An 18,691-nucleotide genomic window follows, 5' to 3' on the forward strand; every position below is an offset into this window, starting at 1 on the left:
CAGGGAACGACACACTCATGACCATGACTCCCGAGCAGGCCACCTGGTTCCAGGGCACCTTCCACCGTCTCGTCGAGAACGTCGACAAGGCGGTGCAGGGCAAGCAGGAGATCGTCGGCCTGGTGATCTCCGCGATGCTCGCCGAGGGGCACGTGCTACTCGAGGATGCGCCGGGGACGGGCAAGACGAGCCTCGCGAAGGCTCTCGCCGCCACCGTGCAGGGCACCAGCGCCCGCATCCAGTTCACCCCCGACCTGCTGCCGTCCGACGTGACCGGCGTCACGATCTACGACCAGCAGCAGCACCGGTTCGAGTTCCACAAGGGGCCGATCTTCGCGTCGATCGTGCTCGCCGACGAGATCAACCGCGCCTCGCCGAAGACGCAGTCCGCACTCCTCGAGGTCATGGAGGAGTCGCGCGTCACCGTCGACGGCGTCACGCACGAGACCGGGCGCCCGTTCCTCGTCATCGCGACGCAGAACCCCATCGAGCAGGCCGGAACCTACAAGCTCCCCGAGGCCCAGCTCGACCGCTTCCTCATCAAGACGTCGATCGGCTACCCCGACCTCGCCGTCACCGAGAGCATCCTGGCCGGGGCATCCGACCGCAACCCCTCCGCCGGCCTCGGCGCGATCATCACCACCAGCGCGGTCGCCGACATGGCCGACCTCGCCGCGACCGTGCACGTCGAGCCCGCCGTGCTGCGGTACACCGCCGAGCTCGCCGAGGCGACCCGCACCGACTCGGCGACCCGCCTCGGAGTCTCGGTGCGCGGGGCGATCGCGATGATCCGCATCGCGAAGGTCTGGGCCGCCGCCCACGGCCGCCACTTCGTGCTGCCCGACGACATCAAGGTCCTCGCCCGCCCCGTCTGGCAGCACCGCATGCTGCTCGACGCCGAGGCCGAGTTCGCCGGAACGTCGAGCGAGACCGTGATCGCGCGGGTTCTCGACTCCGTGGCGGCCCCGCAGGCGCGAACGGCGGCCTGATGACCACGGAGGCCCTGCAGAGCACGCACCCCACGATCGACCGCGACGCCGGCTGGCGCGACATCGCGGCGGTCGTCGGTGTGCGGATGCTCGCGCGCCTCCGTCTCATCGCGCAGGCGGTGCGTCCGCTCGCGTGGGTGCTCATGGGCCTGGCGGTCGGGTTCTGGATCCTCGGGCAGGTCGCCGGGTGGGTGGAGTTCACGATTACCGCCCTCGTCATCGCGATCGTCGTCGCGCTGTGCGCTCTGTTCCTCATCGGCCGCACGGCCTACGACGTCTCGCTCGATCTCGCCCGCACCCGGGTCGTGGTGGGGGAGCGGGCGATCGGCGCCCTGAAGCTCGCCAACCTCGGAACGCGCGCCATCCTGCCCTCGCGCGTGGTGCTGCCGGTGGGGTCGGGACGAGGAGAGTTCGGCATCCAGCGCCTCGCCCCGGGAGCCGAGGCCGAGGAGCTCTTCGCGATCCCGACGCAGAAGCGCGGCGTCGTGAAGGTCGGTCCGGTGAGCGTCGTGCGCGGCGATCCACTCGGTCTCTTCGAGCGCGCCCGCCGCAGCGACGACCCGGTCGATCTGTTCGTGCACCCGCGCACGATCCTCTTCGACGGTCAGTCGCTCGGCTTCCTGCGCGACCTCGAGGGGATGCCGGCGGCCGACCTGTCGCGCGACGACGTCTCGTTCCACGCCCTCCTCGAGTACCAGCCCGGCGACGACCTGCGTCACGTGCATTGGAAGTCGACCGCCCGCACCGGCACCATGATGGTGCGGCAGTACGAGGAGACCCGTCGTTCGCACTTCGTGATCGGCCTCTCGCGCTCGACCGGCGACTACGCCCGTGACGAGGACTTCGAGCTCGCGATCTCGGCCGCCGGATCGATCGGCCTGCGCGCGCTGCGGGATTCGCAGCGCGTCGACATGCGGGTGCAGGGCAGGGAGCTGCCCTCGAGCACCGGCAAGCAGTTGCTCGACTCGCTCTCGGCCGTCGAGAACTCCAAGCCCCGCGAGGGCGGCATCGCCGAACTCGCCGGCGTGCTCGCCGCGAGCATGCCGCTCGCCAGCATCGTCGTGCTGGTGTGCGGATCGAAGGTGCGCACCGAAGATCTCCGGCTCGCGTGCGCGCGCCTGCCCTTCGGCGCGCGGGTGCTCGCGATCGTCACCGACTCCACGCTCTCCTCGCCCGAGCTGCGGCGCATCGGCGACGCCGACGTCGTCACGATCGGCGCGCTCGAGCAGATCCCCCTCGCCCTGCAGAAGGTGCTCGCATGACCGCGCCCGCGATCCCGGCTGCGCCGACCGCCCTTCCGCTGCGCCGCTGGATCCTCGATCTCCTCGCCACCGCCCTGCTCGTCGGCGCGATACTCCTCGGCTTCTGGCCGACCTTCGCCGGCGGGTCGTTCCTGCCCGCGGCGATCGGCGGACTCCTCCTCGGCCTGGCGGTCGCCGGCGTCTCGGCCTGGCGTCGCTGGGGCATCCTGATCATCACCGGTCTCACGATCGCGGTGTATTTCGTCTTCGGTGGGGCGCTCGCGTTGCCCGGCACGACCATCGCCGGTTTCGTGCCCACGATCGAGACGCTCCAGAAGCTCGCGCTGGGCGTGGTGACGTCGTGGAAGCAGATGCTCACGACCGTCGCCCCGGTCTCGGCCGCCGACGGCCACCTGCTCGTACCGTTCCTGCTGGCCCTCGTGGCGTCGACCGTCACGGCCTCGCTCGCTCTTCGGCTGTCGAACGTGGCCTGGGCGCTGATCCCCGCGGGCACGCTGCTCGTGCTGGTGATCGCGCTCGGCACTCCCGAGGCGGCGTTCCCGCTCGTGCAGGGACTCGTGTTCGCGGTCGTGGCCATCGCCTGGATGGCACTGCGTCAGCTGTGGGCCCCGCAGAACTCGGCCGTCTCGGTGAGCGAGGTCGACCCTTCGCGTGCCGCCCACATGCGCCTGCGCCGTTTGCTGGCCGGAGCGGCCGTGCTCGCGATCGCCGCGGGAGCGGGCATCGCCTCGTCGGCCATCGCCGCTCCCGCCGAGACCCGCCACGTGTTCCGCGACGTGATCATCCCGCCGTTCGACATCCGCGACTACCCGAGCCCGCTGCAGGCGTTCCGTAAGAACGTGCGCGACGAGAAGGTCAAGACGCTCTTCACCGTGCGGGGCCTGCCCGAGAAGGCGCGCATCCGCATCGCGGTCATGGACCAGTTCGACGGCATGGTCTACAACGTCACCGACGGGGGACCGGGGTCGTCGAGCGCGTTCACGCCGCTGCGCTCCGACATGTCGCCCGAGGCTGAGGGAATCCCGGTCACGCTGCAGGTCGAGATCGCCGAGTACGGCGGTGTGTGGGTGCCGGATGCCGGTGCGGTCTCCGAGATCGAGTACACGGGCGACCGCGCCGAAGAGCTGCGCCGCGGCACGTTCTACAACACCGAGACCGGCACCGCGGTGGCGACGCCGCGGCTCACGGCGGGCGACACCTACACGGTCGACACCGTCATCCCGAACGAGATCGACGACGACCGGCTCGCCGAGGTCGAGTTCGGCAACGTCACCCAGCCCAAGCAGAGCAACGTGCCCGAGGAGCTCACCTCGCTCGCGGCCGAGACGGTCGCGGATGCCGAGTCCCCGATCGAGCAGGTGCGGGCGCTCGAGACGATGCTGGCCGACGGCGGGTTCTTCAGCCACGGTCTGGAGGGCGAGGTCATCTCTCGCGCCGGCCACACCGCCGAGCGCATCTCGACCCTCGTGGGCGGCGACCAGATGATCGGCGACGACGAGCAGTACGCCGTCGCGATGGCGCTGCTCGCCCGCGAGGTCGGCATCCCCGCGCGCGTCGTGATGGGGTATTACCCCGACGAGGAAGACGCGAAGGCCGCCGAGTTCGCCGCCACCGGCGACGACGTCCACGCCTGGGTCGAGGTGAACTTCGAGGGCGTGGGTTGGCTGCCGTTCAACCCGACTCCTCCCGAGGACCAGGTGCCGAACGACCAGAACACCAAGCCGCGCGTCGATCCGAAGCCGCAGGTGCTGCAGCCGCCGCCCCCGCCGCAGGAGCCGGTCGATCTGCCCCCGACGCTGCCCGATGACCGCAAGTCCGAGGACGAGACGCTCAACATCCTCGGCATCCTGGGCGCGATCCTCGCGATCGGCGGCATCACGCTCGCGATCCTCGCCATCCTCGCCTCGCCCTTCATCGTGATCGGTGCGTGGAAGGCGGCCAAGCGCCGTGCGCGTCGCAGCGCCGCGCGCACCTCCGACCGCATCAGCGGCGGGTGGGACGAGCTCACCGATCGTGCGACCGACTACGGCGCGCGGATCGCTCCGGGAGGCACGCGCGTCGAGGACGCCGCGACCGTCGTCGCCACGCTCGATGTACCGAAGGCGGCCGCGCTGGCGCAGCGGGCGGATGCCGAGATCTTCGGCCCGACCGATCCGACGCCCGCCGATGTCGAGGCGTTCTGGAGCGAGGTCGACGACATCGTCGGCGGCCTGGGCAAGGAGGCCGGCTTCTGGCGGCGCTGGAAGGCGCGGGCGAATCTGCGCTCGCTCCTCGGCGGAACGGCTCTCTCGCACGGCTTCCAGAACCTGAAGGATGCCGCGGCCGCCCGCGTCGCCGACTCCGCGGACGCGCGCGCACGCCGCGAACCTGGCACCATCGAGAACAACGACCGCACCACCGCCCCCGAGAGCGAGAACCCATGACCCAGCTCCCCTTCGGTCAGATCGCCCCGATCTCCCGACGCGCGGTCGCGTACCTCATCGATGCGCTGATCGCCGGCGGTCTGGCGATCGTGCTCAGCGTGGTGCTCGGCATCGCCACCGCGCTCTCGGGTGGGCTCGAGGCGTCGTTGCTCACGGTGACCATCGGCGGGCCGCTCGTCGGGCTCGTGCTGCTGGGCTGGTTCGTGGTCTACACGAACATGCAGGCCGGTGCGGGCTCCATCGGCATGCGCGCTCAGGGCCTGCGCCTCGTGTCGGAGACCGACGGGTCGTCGATCGGCTTCGGCCGCGCCCTGCTGCGCAACATCATCTTCGGTCTCGCCGCCGGCATCGTCGTGGGGTACTTCACGCCGCTGTTCGACGGGTCGGGTCGCTTCCAGGGATGGCATGACAAGGTCGGCCGCTCGCTCGTGCTCGACGCCCGCGCCGAGGGCGGGATCGTGCCGATCGCGGCGCCGGCGACCACGGCGATGCCGACCGTCGACGGTGCGTCGCCGACGTCCCTCGCGCCGACCGCTCCGTCGCAGCCGCCCGCGATCCCGGGTCTGCCCCACCCCGGATCGTACGGGGCCCCGCATGCCCCGACCCCGTACGCATCGGCCTCGCACGCTGCGGTCTCGCCCTACGCACCGCCGGCCGCTCCCGGTCAGTCGCCCGCTGCTCCTCCCGCAGCCGCGGGGGTTCCGCAGAGCCCGCCCGCTCCGGCCGAGGCCTACGCGCCGTCGGCGCCCGTGTTCCCCGCCCCGGCGACGCCGGTGGCACCGGCCGCGCCGATCGGCGAGGGCGGCGACCTGATCGCCTTCGTCCCCGGCGTGACGCAGGATGCTCCGCCCCGCCCGCCGCAGCCCCAGGCCTCGGCCCCGGCCCCCGCCGAGCCCGAGCCCGTCGCCCCGGCATCCGCGCCGACGCCGCCCGCGCCCCCGGCACCGGTCACCGCACCGGCGCCTGCCGCGCCCGCCCCGGCCGCCGCGGCCGCGCCGGCTGCTCCCGCCCCGGCACCGCTCGTCGACGACCCCGACGTCGAGTCGACCCGCATCAGCATCCCCGGGCACCGTCTCGTCTTCACGTGGGACGACGGCACCCGCGTCTCGGTCTCGCGGCGCACGGTCTTCGGCCGCAACCCCTCCCCGGAGGAGGGCGCGGCGACGGTCGCGGTGCGCGACGAGACGCTCTCGCTGTCGAAGACGCACTTCGAGGCCGCCGCCGAGACCTCGGGCGGATGGGTGCTCGATCGCCACTCGACCAACGGCACCACGATCGTGCGCGAGGGTCAGCGCATCGCCTGCCCGCCCGGTCAGCGCGTGCCGATCCGGCTCGGTGACGCGATCGAGATCGGCGACCGCATCGTCACGGTCGGGGGCTACGCATGAGGCCCGGACTGGTCGTCTCGTCGGGCGCGGCGACGCACGCGGGTCTGCGCCGACCGCTCAACGAGGACGCCTACCTCGCCACCTCGCCCGTGTTCGTCGTCGCCGACGGCATGGGCGGGCATGAGGCGGGGGAGCGCGCGAGCGCGGCCGTCATCGCCGAGTTCGCCTTCTCGATCGGGCGCGCGGCGCTCGAACTCGACGACGTGCGCCGGGCGCTGGCCACGGCCCGCGAGCGTGTCGAGGAGCTGTCGACCTCGGGCAACGGCCGTGCGGGCACGACGCTCAGCGGTGTCGTGATCGCCGATGTCGACGGCATGGGCTACTGGCTCGCGGTGAACATCGGAGACTCGCGCACCTACCGCTTCGCCGACCGCGAGCTCGAGCAGATCACCGTCGACCACTCGGTCGTGCAGGAACTCATCGAGGCGGGCGAGCTCACGCCGCTCGACGCACTCACCGATCGTCGGCGCAACATCATCACCCGGGCGATCGGCGCCTCCAGCACCGGCGACGCGGACTACTGGATGTTCCCGGCCGAGCTGGGCGATCGGATGCTGGTGTGCTCCGACGGCCTCACCTCGGAGGTGTCGGACGAGCGCATCCGCGACATCCTCGGCACGACGCCCGACCCGCAGCGGGCTGCCGACGCGCTCATCGAGGCGGCCGTGGCCGCCGGCGGGCGCGACAACATCACCGTCGTCATCGCCGATGCCGTCTCGGTCGCCTCGCGCCCGGGCACACTGCTCGCCACCGACGACGACATCGACATGAACACGCGTCCGCGTGAAGCCGCAGCAGGAGGGGGTCGCTGATGCAGACCATCTATCGCCCGGGCCAGTGGAATCTCATCGTGATCCCCGGCGCGCTCGTCGCGCTGCCGCCGGATGCCCCGACCGAGGTCGTGTCGACGCTCTGGGAGCGGCTCCCCGCGCACAAGACGCTGGCGACGGTGGTCGACGTGCTCACGACGCAGGCGGGCGGGTCGTTCACCGCGCTGCCGCCGTTCGTCGCGGCGGTCGCCGAGGGCGCCGATGTGCGCATCGCGCTGCGCGGCGGGGTCGCCGCCCGCGTGACCGCGGTCGACGGCGCGCACGAACTCTCCGGCGCCGAGGTGACGACGTGGAGCGAGCGCTTCATCGGCGGAGCCACGCGCATCGAGATCACCGTCGAGACCGTCGAGGGCGACGCGGGCCTGCCGGTGCATACCGGAATCGTGCGCGCGGCCGCGGTGAGCGCCGATCTCGAATCCGACGACGCCGCTCCGCTGACGGGTGCGCTCGGGCCGGCGCCGGTCGTCGTCGCCACGCACGAGGGCGCCTCGGCCACGGCGCTCGCCGCCGCCCCGGTGCCGCTCGCCCTGTTCGGAGGTGCAGCGCTCGGGGGTGCAGCGCTCGGAGGTGCAGCGCTCGGAGGTGATGCCGCCGTCAGCGCCCCGCTCGTCGGTGCCGTCCCGGTGCCCCCGGTCGTGTCGCCCCCGGTCGTGACGCCACCGCCCGTTCCCTCGGCCGTGACGCCTCCGGCCGCGCCTCCCGTGCCGGATGCTTCCGTGCCGGATGCTCCCGTGGCTGATGCCCCCGTGGCTGAGCCGCCGGTCGCGCCGGTGACCGAGGAGATCCCCGAGCAGTCCTCCGACTCGGCTCCTCTGCCCGTCATCGAGGATGCCACCCTGGTGCCCACCGAAGACACGATCACCCCCGACGACGACGACATCTTCGACCAGCTCTTCGGGGCGACGGTGCACACCGCACCGGCGCCGGCCGATGCCCCGCCGGTACCGCCACTCCCCGCCCAGGGCGACCACGACGGTGCGACGATCTCGGCCGCCGAACTGCGCGCCCTGCGGCAGCAGCCCGCCTCGGCCGACGAGACGCCGACCGCCGTGCTGCCCGTCGCGGGAGCATCCGACGGCCCGACCATCGGTCGACTGCGGGTGTCGAGCGGACAGGTCGTCGAACTCGATCGCACCGTGATCATCGGGCGTCGTCCGCGCTCCACGCGGGCGAGCGGGGCGAGCCTCCCGCACCTGATCGCGGTCGAGAGCCCGCAGCAGGACATCTCCCGCAGCCACCTCGAGGTGCGCCCCGAGGGCGACACCGTGGTCGTGATCGACCTGCACACCACGAACGGGTCGACGCTGCTGCGTCCGGGCGCCGACCCCGTGCGCCTGCACCCGGGGGAGCAGACGCTCGTGCTCACCGGCGACGTGGTGGACCTCGGCGACGGGATCACCGTCGCCTTCGAGGACCTGCCGTGAATCGTCGCCCGTCACCGCCGCCCGTCCTTCCCGGCTTCACCTACGTGGAGCCGCTGGGCACGGGCGGCTTCGCCGACGTCTTCCTCTACGAGCAGGAGATGCCGCGCCGCCGGGTCGCCGTGAAGGTGCTGCTCGCCGACCGCATCTCGAGCGGATCCGCCCAGGAGTTCGCCGACGAGGCCAACGTCATGGCGATGCTCTCGACGCACCCCGCGATCGTCACGATCTACCAGGCCGGTGTCGCGGGCGACGGCCGCCCGTACCTCGTCATGGAGTACTGCCCGCGCCCGAACCTGCAGCTGCGCGCCCGCAAGGAGCCGTTCTCGGTCGCCGAGGCGCTGCGTGTCGGCGTGCAGGTCGCCGGCGCCGTCGAGACGGCGCATCGCGCCGGGGTGCTGCACCGCGACATCAAGCCGGCGAACATCCTCGTCACCGAGTACAACCGCCCGGCCCTCACCGACTTCGGCATCGCGTCGACCACCGGTGCGACGACCGAGGCATCCGGCATGTCGATCCCGTGGTCGCCGCCCGAGTCGTTCGCCGAGCCGCCCACGAGCGGCCCGCGCACCGACGTCTGGGCACTCGGAGCGACGCTGTTCACGCTGCTCGCCGGGCGCTCGCCGTTCGAGCGACCGGGTGAGCGCAACTCCAGCGCCGACCTCATCGAGCGCATCGAGCGCGCGGCCCTGCCGCACCTCGGCCGACCCGACTCCCCGGAGAGCCTCCAGCGGCTGCTCGAGCGGGCCATGGCGAAGAACCCCGACGACCGGTTCCCGAGCGCGGTCGCGTTCGCGCGGGCGTTGCAGAAGGTGCAGATCGAGCTGTCGCACTCGGTCACCCCGATCGACATCGTCGACGAGCATCCGTCCGCCGAAGAGCTCGAAGACGACGACGACGGCCTGACCCGGGTGCGCGAGGTCGTCAGCATCGACCCCGACATGGCCACGTCGACGCGGCCCTCGGCCACGACGCAGCGCCACACCCCGCCGCGCACGCCGGAGGTGCCCCGCTTCGACGCACCGGTCGCGCCCTCGGCGTTCGAGCAGACGCAGCTGCGCCCCTCGGCCGCGCCGGTGCCCCCGCCCGTCCCCGACGACGAGCACACTCTGCTCCGCGCGCCGCAGGTGGTCGCGCCCGAGACCCCGGCGTTCGTCCCGGCTCCGCCGGCACCCGGTTCCCCGGCGGCTCCCGCGCCCGCGGCGACGAGTGCCCGGCGCTCGCGCACGGGTCTCTGGATCGGTCTCGCCGCCGCAGCGGTGGTGCTCGTGATCGGCGGAATCGTCGGACTCAACCTGCTCGTCGCGGGTCTCGAGCCCGAACCCGCCCCTCAGGCATCCGAGGACGCGCAGCCGCAGGACGTCGTGCCGGACGTGGTGCCCACGCTCGCCGCGCCGACCGGCACGCGGGAGGGCTCGACCGTCACGTTCACCTGGACGAACCCCTCTCCGCAGGAGGGCGACAGCTACCTCTGGCACCAGGTGCGCCTCGACGATGTCGGCGAGCAGAAGCAGACCGCGGAGACGACGGTGCAGGTCGAGAGCCCGGCGGGCGATATCGTGTGCATCGAAGTGATGCTTCGGCGCGAGGACGGAAGAGCCTCGGAGCCGGTACGGGGGTGCGTGGAGTGAGCGGTACGACCGGAGTGACCGTCGAGTTCGCCGGGGAGTACTTCCCCATCGAGCGCGGGGGACGATTCATCGTGGGCCGGGAGGGGGATCTCGAGCTCGACGACAACCTCTTCCTGCACCGGCATTTCCTCGAGATCACGGATGCCGACGGGCTGTGGTGGCTGTCGAACGTCGGCACGCGGCTGACGGCGACCGTGACCGATTCGGCCGGCGGGGTGCAGGCCTGGCTCGCGCCTGGCGCCCGACTGCCGCTGGTGTTCGAGAAGACCACGGTGGTCTTCAGCGCGGGGCCGACGACCTACGAGCTCACCCTGCACGCCGCCGAGCCCGCGTTCCGCGCGACCCGGCGCGACCACGACGACGGCGGTGCGTCGACCATCGGGGACGTGCCCCTGACCCTCAGCCAGAAGCTGCTGATCCTCGCGCTCGCCGAGCCGCAGCTGCGCCGCGACGGCACGGGCATGAGCGACATCCCCACGTCGGTGAAGGCCGCCGAGCGCCTGGGCTGGACCGTCACCCGCTTCAACCGCAAGCTCGACAACGTGTGCGACAAGTTCGACCGCGTGGGCGTACCCGGTATGCGCGGAGGGCAGCGCAGCTTCGCCACCAACCGCCGTGCCCGCCTCGTCGAGCACGTGATCGCCTCGCGTCTAGTCAGTCGCGAGGACCTCCCGCTGCTCGACATCTCGCACGCCGACGAGGTCGAAGGGGAGCAGGAGTGATCTGGGAGATCGACGACGGCGCGTCCGTCGTCGAGGGTCTCGACGCGCACGGACGCCCGGATCCCGCCTACGCCGCCTCGCTCGGGCTGCTCCCCGCGCGCAAGGGATCGCGCGTGCTCGCCTCGCTCCTCGAGGCGGCCGTCGCAGTGCTCCTCGCCCTGCCCGCCCTCATCGTGCTGCCTCCGATCCTCGCCGACATCGCCTCCGGCGGGTTCGACGTCGATGCGTTCTTCGCCCGGGGCGACCTGGTCTGGGTGATCGTCGCGCTGGCCGTCTCGCAGGTGCTGACCCTGGCCTACGTGATCGTGCAACTGGTGATGCACGGGCGAAAGGGTGTGACGCTGGGCAAGGCGGTGTGCGGCATCCGCTCGGTGAACGTGCGCACCCTCGAACGCCCGAAGTTCTGGCGCGGAGCGGTCGTGCGCTACCTCGTCGCCTCCGCCTCGCTCATCGTGCCCGTGATCGGCCCGGTGCTCGTGATCGCCCTGTCGCCGCTCTTCGACATCGAACGTCGCGGGCGCGGGTGGCTCGACCTCGCCGCCGGCACCTGGTTCGTCGACGTGCGCCGGGGCCTCAACCCCTACGACCAGAAGCGCATGCGCATCGCCCGCAAGAGCGTCAAGATCTCGGAGCACGAGGAGAAGGCGCCGCTGCCCTCGCTCGCCACCCCGGTCGACCGTGACGCCCCCGCCGAGTACGTGCCGAGCGCGCGTCTCTCCGGCGGGGTCATCGGCGCGCATCGGTCGCAGACGCCGCAGCCGGAGCAGACGGATGCCGCCGCTCCGGGCTCGATGGTCGCGGCGGTGCCGCCGTCGCTCGCGACCGGCGCCCCTCCCGCGTTCCCGGTCGCCCCGGCCGCAGCTCCCGCCCCGGCCGTGCCCTCGCCCGCACCGCCGGCCTCGGTGCCGGCCGGGCCCGTCGTGGCACCGCCCCAGGCGCCGGCGGCCCCCGCTCCGGGACCCGCCGTCGCGCAGCCCGCACCCCCGGCGCAGGTCGAACCCGGCCCCGCGGTCGCGGCCCCGGCGGCGCCCGCTCCGGCATCGCCTTCTCCGGCAGTGCCCGCTCCGGCATCGCCTTCTCCGGCAGTGCCCGCTCCGGCATCCGTTCCCCGGGCCGACGCCGGCGACGGCATCCGCGCCGTGCTCGTGCTCGACTCGGGCGCGCGCGTCGAGGTGCGCGGAACAACGCTGTTCGGCCGCGCGCCCGCCGCCGCGGCGGGCGAGGGCGAGGCGCAGCTGATCCCCGTTCCCGATGAGACCCGGTCGGTCTCGAAGACCCACGTGGCCGTGATGCCCGCGCGCCGCGGTGTGTTCGTGGTCGACCGTGCGTCGACGAACGGGAGCGCGATCATCCGCGACGGAGCCGAGACGCCGCTCGTCGCCGGGCACCCCGCCGAGCTGCGCACGGGCGACACCGTGCGCTTCGGCGACCGCACGATGCGGGTGGAACACGCATGACCGGGGCCGAGTGCCCCACCGCCGGAAGACGTGAGACGCGCCCCGGGCGCGGTGAGGATCGACGATGAGAGTCAAGCTGACCCTGCGCCGCCCGGCGGCGCCCCTGACCGACATCGTCGTGATGGCCGACTCGACCGCGACCGTGGCCGACGTCGCGCGCCAGATCGCATCGACCGATCCGACCCGCAGCATCCCGGCCTCGCCGGCCGATGTGCTCACCCTCTCCGTCGCCCCGCCGACCAGCGAGCAGCTCACCATGCTCACCCCCGACCTCCTCGTCGGTGATGCCCCGATCGGTTCCGGCTTCCTCGCCGAGGTCGTCAACCTCGGCCCGAACCGGGCGTCGGTCGGCACCGCCGGGGCGCGCCCCGCCGCCGTGCTCACGGTGGTCGCCGGCCCCGCGCAGGGCCAGGAGTTCGCCCTGCCCCTCGGACACTTCCTCATCGGTCGCGACGCCGCGAACGACGTGACGATCGCTGATCCGCTGGTCTCGAAGCGCCACGCGCGCATCGAGGTCGCGACGACCTTCGTCGAGATCGTCGACCTGAACTCCGCCAACGGCATCCTCGTTGACGGCGGCCTCGTGCAGCGCCTGCGCGTGATCCCCGGCCAGCGCTTCACCCTCGGTGACTGCGAGTTCGTCGTGCACCTCGTGAGCGACTTCGACGGCTCGGCCGCCGGCGACCCCGTGCTCGAGCGCGGGGGCGCGCTGCTGTTCAACCGCAGCCCGCGGGTCGAGGCGCGATTCACCGGCGAAGAGCTCGACGAGCCCCGCTACCCCCGCGACCAGGTGCAGCGGCTCTTCCCGTGGCCCATGCTGGTCGCGCCGATCCTGCTGGGCGCGGCGATCTTCGCGATGAGCGGGAACCCGCGGTCGCTGCTGATCGTCTTCATGTCGCCGCTGATGATGTTCGGAAACTTCATCTCGCAGAAGACGAACCTCGGGCAGCGCCTGCGCAAGGAGGTCGAGAAGTTCGAGGAGAACTTCGAACGCCTCGAGGAGAAGCTCTACCTCGCCCAGCCGCGGGAGCGCGAGGTGCGCCAGAACGAAGTGCCCGCCGTCGCGGTCGTGTTCGACGAGGCGATGCGACTCGGCCCGCTGCTGTGGACCCGTCGACCCGAGCACTGGAACTTCCTGGCCGTGCGGTTGGGGAGCTGTACCGACGAATCGCGTACGCGCATCAAGCGCTCCGACATCCCCGAAGCGCTCCCCGAGTACATCGAGCGCGTCGACCGCCTCGAGGAGCGGTACAAGATGATCGACGACGTTCCGATCCTCGAGTCGCTGCAGAGCTCGGGATCGATCGGCGTCGCCGGCCCCACCTCGCTCGCCAGCGATGCGCTGCGGGGACTCGCGGTGCAGCTGTTCGGGATGCACTCGCCCAACGAGCTCGTCGCGGTCGCCCTCACCGAGCCCGGGTGGGCGAACGAACTCGACTGGCTCAAGTGGCTCCCGCACACCTCCAGCGAGCGCAACCCGTTCAAGGACGTCGCGCTGGCCGACTCGGCCTCGACGGGCACGGCCCTGCTCAACGGCCTCGAGGAGATCGTGCTCCGCCGCTCGCGTGAGGCGAAGTCGCAGCGCCCGCCCTACGGTGACGACTGGGACCCGATGTACTACGGCACCGACGTCAAGCGCGCCGCCGAAGAAGCGACGTTCCCCGGCCAGACCGCGATCTTGGTGATCGTCACCAACGACGCCCCGGTCGACCGCGCGCGCCTCACGCAGATCCTCGAGCGGGGAGCGGATGTCGGCGTCTACGGCCTCTTCGTGGCCCCGGTCGTCGAGTCGCTGCCGGCCGCGTGCCGCTCGTTCGTCGACGTCACCTCGGGCCTCGAGCAGGCGCGCGTCGGCACGGTGCGCAACGGCGTTGCCTACCAGGACGTGCGCGTCGAGGGCGTCTCGCACGCGTACATGACGATGTTCGCCAAGCGTCTCGCGCCGGTCGTCGACTCGAGCACCGTGATCGAGGACTCCTCCGACATCCCGAACTCGGTGATGTTCCTGTCGCTCGTCGGCAGCGAGCTGGCCTCCGACCCGAACGCCGTGATCGACCGCTGGCGTCAGAACAACACCATCCTCGACCGTTCGGGTGCTCCGCAGTCGCGCCTGAAGAAGGCGGGCAACCTGCGCGCCATCATCGGGCAGTCGCAGACGGATGCCATGACCCTCGACCTGCGCACGCAGGGGCCGCACGCACTCGTCGGTGGAACCACCGGCGCCGGCAAGAGCGAGTTCCTGCAGGCCTGGGTGCTCGGCATGGCGGCGGCGCACAGCCCCGACCGGGTGACGTTCCTCTTCGTCGACTACAAGGGCGGTTCGGCGTTCGCGGATTGCGTCGATCTGCCGCACTGCGTGGGCCTGGTCACCGACCTGAGCCCGCACCTCGTGCGACGCGCGCTCACCAGCCTGCGCGCCGAGCTGCACCACCGCGAGCATCTCTTCAACCGCAAGAAGGCGAAGGACCTCCTCGAACTCGAGAAGCGCCGCGACCCCGAGACCCCGCCCGCCCTCGTGCTCGTGATCGACGAGTTCGCGGCGCTCGCCGGAGAGGTGCCCGAGTTCGTCGACGGCGTCGTCGACATCGCGCAGCGCGGTCGCTCCCTCGGCATCCATCTGATCATGGCGACCCAGCGGCCCGCGGGTGTCATCAAGGACAACCTGCGCGCCAACACCAACCTGCGCGTCGCCCTGCGCATGGCCGACGAGTCGGATTCGAAGGACGTCGTCGACGACCCGGTGGCGGCGTCGTTCCCACCCTCGCTCCCCGGTCGCGGCATCGCGAAGACCGGCCCCGGTCGTCTCGTGCCGTTCCAGTCGGCGTACGCCGGTGGGTGGACGACCGACGAGGTGCAGCAGGCAGAGGTCAAGGTGGCCGAGCTGCGGTTCGGATCCATCCAGACGTGGGAGGCCGACCAGGCACCCGAATCCGACTCGCACGACGAGGACCTCGGCCCGAACGACCAGAAGCGCATCGTCTCGTCGCTCGTCGCGGCATCCTCGATCGCCGGCATCCCGGCCCCGCGCCGCCCGTGGCTCGACGACCTCGAGCGCGCGGTCGACATCCGCGACCTGCCGGTGCTCGGTGACGGGCAGATCCTGCTCGGCAAGATGGACGTGCCCTCCCGGCAGATGCAGGAGCCCGCGTACTTCGTGCCCGACAAGGACGGCTCGCTCCTCGTCTACGGCACGAGCGGCTCGGGCAAGTCGACCGTGCTGCGCACCGTCGCGATCGCGGCCGGGTTCCACGCCGGGCACTCCGAAGTCGAGGTCTACGGCCTCGACTTCGGGTCGGGTGCGTTGAGGAGCCTCGAGGTCCTCCCGCACGTCGGATCGATCATCGGCGGCGACGATGCCGAGCGCGTGCAGCGCATCCTGCGCTCGCTCGCGCGGGTGCTCGACGATCGCGGCAAGCGCTTCAGCGCCGCGAACGCCTCGAGCCTCACCGAGTACCGCGAGATCACCGGGTCGCGCGAGCCGCGCATCCTGCTGCTCATCGACGGATTCCCGCAGTTCCGTAGCGAGTGGGAATCGACCACCGCGCGGATGCCGTTCTACCAGACCTTCATGCGCATCCTCGGCGAGGGGCGCCCGCTCGGCGTGCACGTGATCGCGAGCGCCGACCGCTCGGGTTCCGTGCCGACGGCGGTCAGCGCGAACGTGTCGCGCCGCGTGGTGCTGCGTCTCTCCGACGACTCCGGCTACGCGATGCTCAACGCCCCGAAGGACGTGCTCGACGAGACGTCCGCCCCGGGTCGTGCCATCGTCGACGGCCTCGAGACGCAGATCGCGACGCTCGGCGGCACCCCCAACGTGGCCGAGCAGACCAAGCTGCTCGAGCAGCTCGCGGCCCAGCTGCGCGGAGCCGGGGTGCGCGAGGTCGAGGAGATCGGCGCGCTGCCCACCCGCCTCTCGGTGCGCGATCTGCCCGATCGCCTGGGCGAGTTCCCGGTGCTGGGTGTCGCGGAGGACACGCTCGCCGCGCGCGACTTCGATCCTGTCGGCACGTTCGTCGTGGCCGGTCCGCCGCAGTCGGGCAAGACCACGGCGCTCAAGGGGCTCATCACGTCGATGCGGCGGCTCGACCCGACGGTCAAGCTGTTCCACTTCGGCGGACGGCGGGCGCAGCTCAAGGGATACGCCGACTGGACGCGCAGCGCCACCACGCCCGAAGAGGCGAAGGAGCTCGCGAAGGAACTCGTCGAGCTCGTCGCCGACGAGACGCTCGGAATGCGCATCCTCATCGTCGTGGAGGACGTGCCGCAGTTCGCCGACTCGCCCGCCGAGCGCGATATGAAGGCGCTGTTCCAGGCGATCAACCGCAGCGACCACCTCATGATCGGCGACGCCGACGTGACGCAGGTCACCAGCGGCTTCGGGTTCATCGGCGACTTCAAGGCCGGCCGCAAGGGCATCATCCTTAAGCCCGACTCGTTCGACGGCGACGCGGTGTTCAAGGTGCCGTTCCCGAAGGTCAAGCGCACCGACTTCCCCGAGGGTCGTGGCATCTTCGTGCAGGCCGGTCGCCAGGTCACGGTGCAGATGCCGCTCGTCGAGGGCGACCGCATCGGGTGAGCTCCCGTCTGCGGCGGCATCCGGTCGGGAGAAAACCCGGGGCGGATGCCGCCGCTTCGGCGTGCCGGACGGTGGGAGGCCGTGACGCGCCGCCCGCGCAGCATCCGGTCTCCGTTTTCTCGCGTGGCCGAGCGCGGAGGCGCGTGCGTCCTACGCTGGTCGCGTGGGTGTGTTCGATGCGGTGGTGGAGTTCGAGCGGGGCGTGCTCGAGCGTGACGAGGCGCTGAAGCCGGTCTGGGAGCGTTTCGCGGTGTTGGGTGAGGCGCGGTTGGGGGTGTTGCGGGAGCGTGTGGGGTTTCCGTCGTGGCCGGGGGTGACGTCGGCGTCGGCGTTGAAGGCGGCGTCGGTGGAGGCGGAGGTGTTCGCGGTGCTGGCGGAGTATGCGCGGGAGGCTCGTGGGTTGGTGCGTGCGGGTGATGCGCAGCGGTGGGCCGGGCTGGTGGGCGAGGCGCAGCGTCGGAGCGGTGAGGGTTTTCTGGGTGAGTTGCAGGAGAGCACGGTGGGTGCTGCTCTGTTGCGGGAGCGGTGGGGGTGGGTTCCGCGGTCGAGGTCGCAGCGGGGTGGGATTCCGTGTCAGTGCGGGTTTGCGACCGAGGGTGTTCTGCCGCGGGCGTTGTGCGATGACTGTCAGGAGACGTTGTTGCGACGCTGGGTCGCGGAGGAGCGGCGGATACTGCGCGGGATGCCCGAGTACGCGGAAGAGGTCACTGCGGTCATCGAGCGCACCGCGCGAAAACAGGAGCAAGTGTATGTGACCGGCGGCGAGTACACCGCGTCTGAAGCGACTGGGTTTCGTCGAGCGGGAGGCCGCGTGGTCTCCCGCTTGCGTCGGCGGCACCGGGAGGAGCTGCGCGGCGTAGAGATGTCTCGATGGGAGACGCTGGGAGCACCTCTCGCCGCCGCGTCGATGCTCGCGTATCGCGAGACGGCGAGCAAGGTCTTGAGACGCGGACTCGGCGCCGCCGCCCTGACTGAGCTCGTCGGACTGGCGCTGCAGGTGAGAGCGCAGCATTCTCGACCGGCGACTGGACGCAAGAGTCGACGGTGAGCGCGTGCGGAGGCGCGCACGGCTTACGCTTTTCGCATGGGTGTGTTCGATGCGGTGGTGGAGTTCGAGCGGGGCGTGCTCGAGCGTGACGAGGCGCTGAAGCCGGTCTGGGAGCGTTTTGCGGCGGCGGGTGAGGCGCGGGTGCGCGAGGTGTCGCGCGATGCGGCGTTTCCGTCGTGGCCGGGGACGACGTCGGCGTCGGCGTTGAAGGCGGCGCTGGTGGAGGCGGAGGTCTTCGCGGTCCTGGCGGAGTATGCGCGGGAGGCGGGGCCGTTGGTGCGTGCGGGCGATGCGGAGCGGTGGGAGGCGCTGGTGCGCGAGGCGCAGCGCCGGAGCGGTGAGGGGTATCTGGGGGAGCTGCACGAGAGCGTCGTGGGTGCCGCGTCGTTACGGGAGCGGTTCGGATGGGCGCCCGCACGGCGCACACAGCGCGGGGGGATCCCGTGCGACTGCGGGTACGCGACGGACGGGACACGTCCATCGCGTCTCTGCGACGAGTGCGAGGATGCACTGCTGCGGCGATGGGTCGCGGAGGAGCGGCGGATCCTCCGGGGGATGCCCGCTTACGCCCAGGAGATCGCGGCGGTGATCGCCGACACGGAGGCGAAGCAGCGCAGGATCCTGGAGAAAGGGAGCGACGAATACAGCGAGACGTTCGGTCAGCGGAAGGCCGGGGGAAGGCGTCTCGGCCGACTGCGCCGGGCGCATCGGAAGGAACTCGACGCTCAGGACCTCCGCCGATGGACGCGGCTCGGCGAGATGGTGGAGCATTCCTCCACCACCAGCATCCGCACCACCGCGGCGAAGACGCGCGGTCGGGGCCTCGGCGCCGCCGGCATCACGGAGCTGGGGATTCTGGCCGATCGCGAGAGCATCCGGGCGCTGACGAAGAAGGCCGAGAACGGCACCGCGCGCCGTGCCGCGCGGTGATCCGCAACATGGGG

The 18,691-nt window shown here is 71.7% G+C and carries 12 protein-coding genes; all 12 read left to right on the forward strand.

Translation table 11 applies throughout. The features are described 5' to 3' along the window. Window positions 1-17: 17 nt before the first annotated feature. The 12 genes from ACZ5Y9_RS04230 (at window position 18) to ACZ5Y9_RS04285 (ending at window position 18,677) form a co-directional block, all read left to right on the forward strand. Window positions 18-989, forward strand: a complete 972-nt coding sequence (locus ACZ5Y9_RS04230; RefSeq protein ID WP_247623542.1) for an AAA family ATPase — start codon at window positions 18-20, stop codon at window positions 987-989. Then, window positions 989-2,251, forward strand: coding sequence for a DUF58 domain-containing protein (locus ACZ5Y9_RS04235; RefSeq protein WP_247623541.1), 1,263 nt, complete (start codon window positions 989-991; stop codon window positions 2,249-2,251). Before ACZ5Y9_RS04230 ends, ACZ5Y9_RS04235 begins: the two co-directional genes overlap by 1 nt. Continuing rightward, complete coding sequence (locus ACZ5Y9_RS04240) at window positions 2,248-4,674, forward strand: transglutaminase TgpA family protein (RefSeq protein WP_464472378.1); 2,427 nt, start codon at window positions 2,248-2,250, stop codon at window positions 4,672-4,674. Before ACZ5Y9_RS04235 ends, ACZ5Y9_RS04240 begins: the two co-directional genes overlap by 4 nt. Continuing rightward, on the forward strand, window positions 4,671-6,062 hold the full coding sequence (locus tag ACZ5Y9_RS04245; RefSeq protein ID WP_464472379.1) for an RDD family protein: 1,392 nt from the start codon (window positions 4,671-4,673) through the stop codon (window positions 6,060-6,062). Before ACZ5Y9_RS04240 ends, ACZ5Y9_RS04245 begins: the two co-directional genes overlap by 4 nt. Beyond that, window positions 6,059-6,874, forward strand: coding sequence for a PP2C family protein-serine/threonine phosphatase (locus ACZ5Y9_RS04250; protein WP_247623538.1), 816 nt, complete (start codon window positions 6,059-6,061; stop codon window positions 6,872-6,874). The genes ACZ5Y9_RS04245 and ACZ5Y9_RS04250 overlap by 4 nt, the downstream gene beginning before the upstream one ends. After that, window positions 6,874-8,316, forward strand: a complete 1,443-nt coding sequence (locus ACZ5Y9_RS04255) for an FHA domain-containing protein (RefSeq protein WP_247623537.1) — start codon at window positions 6,874-6,876, stop codon at window positions 8,314-8,316. The genes ACZ5Y9_RS04250 and ACZ5Y9_RS04255 overlap by 1 nt, the downstream gene beginning before the upstream one ends. After that, window positions 8,313-9,944, forward strand: a complete 1,632-nt coding sequence (locus ACZ5Y9_RS04260; protein WP_247623536.1) for a serine/threonine-protein kinase — start codon at window positions 8,313-8,315, stop codon at window positions 9,942-9,944. Before ACZ5Y9_RS04255 ends, ACZ5Y9_RS04260 begins: the two co-directional genes overlap by 4 nt. Further along, entirely contained in the window at window positions 9,941-10,666 is a 726-nt protein-coding gene (locus ACZ5Y9_RS04265; protein WP_372491565.1) for a hypothetical protein, read from the forward strand. Before ACZ5Y9_RS04260 ends, ACZ5Y9_RS04265 begins: the two co-directional genes overlap by 4 nt. Then, the gene (locus ACZ5Y9_RS04270; RefSeq protein WP_464472380.1) at window positions 10,663-12,123 is read left to right on the forward strand and encodes an RDD family protein; all 1,461 of its coding nucleotides are present in this window, start codon (window positions 10,663-10,665) and stop codon (window positions 12,121-12,123) included. Before ACZ5Y9_RS04265 ends, ACZ5Y9_RS04270 begins: the two co-directional genes overlap by 4 nt. A gap of 64 nt (window positions 12,124-12,187) precedes the next feature. Beyond that, entirely contained in the window at window positions 12,188-16,699 is a 4,512-nt protein-coding gene (locus ACZ5Y9_RS04275) for an FtsK/SpoIIIE domain-containing protein (protein WP_464472381.1), read from the forward strand. A 163-nt stretch (window positions 16,700-16,862) separates the two neighbouring features. Then, entirely contained in the window at window positions 16,863-17,747 is an 885-nt protein-coding gene (locus tag ACZ5Y9_RS04280) for a hypothetical protein (RefSeq protein ID WP_464472382.1), read from the forward strand. Between the two features lie 36 nt (window positions 17,748-17,783). Next, window positions 17,784-18,677, forward strand: a complete 894-nt coding sequence (locus ACZ5Y9_RS04285) for a hypothetical protein (RefSeq protein ID WP_464472383.1) — start codon at window positions 17,784-17,786, stop codon at window positions 18,675-18,677. Window positions 18,678-18,691 lie beyond the last annotated feature (14 nt).

This window comes from Microbacterium sp. T3-8 (genome assembly GCF_055398145.1).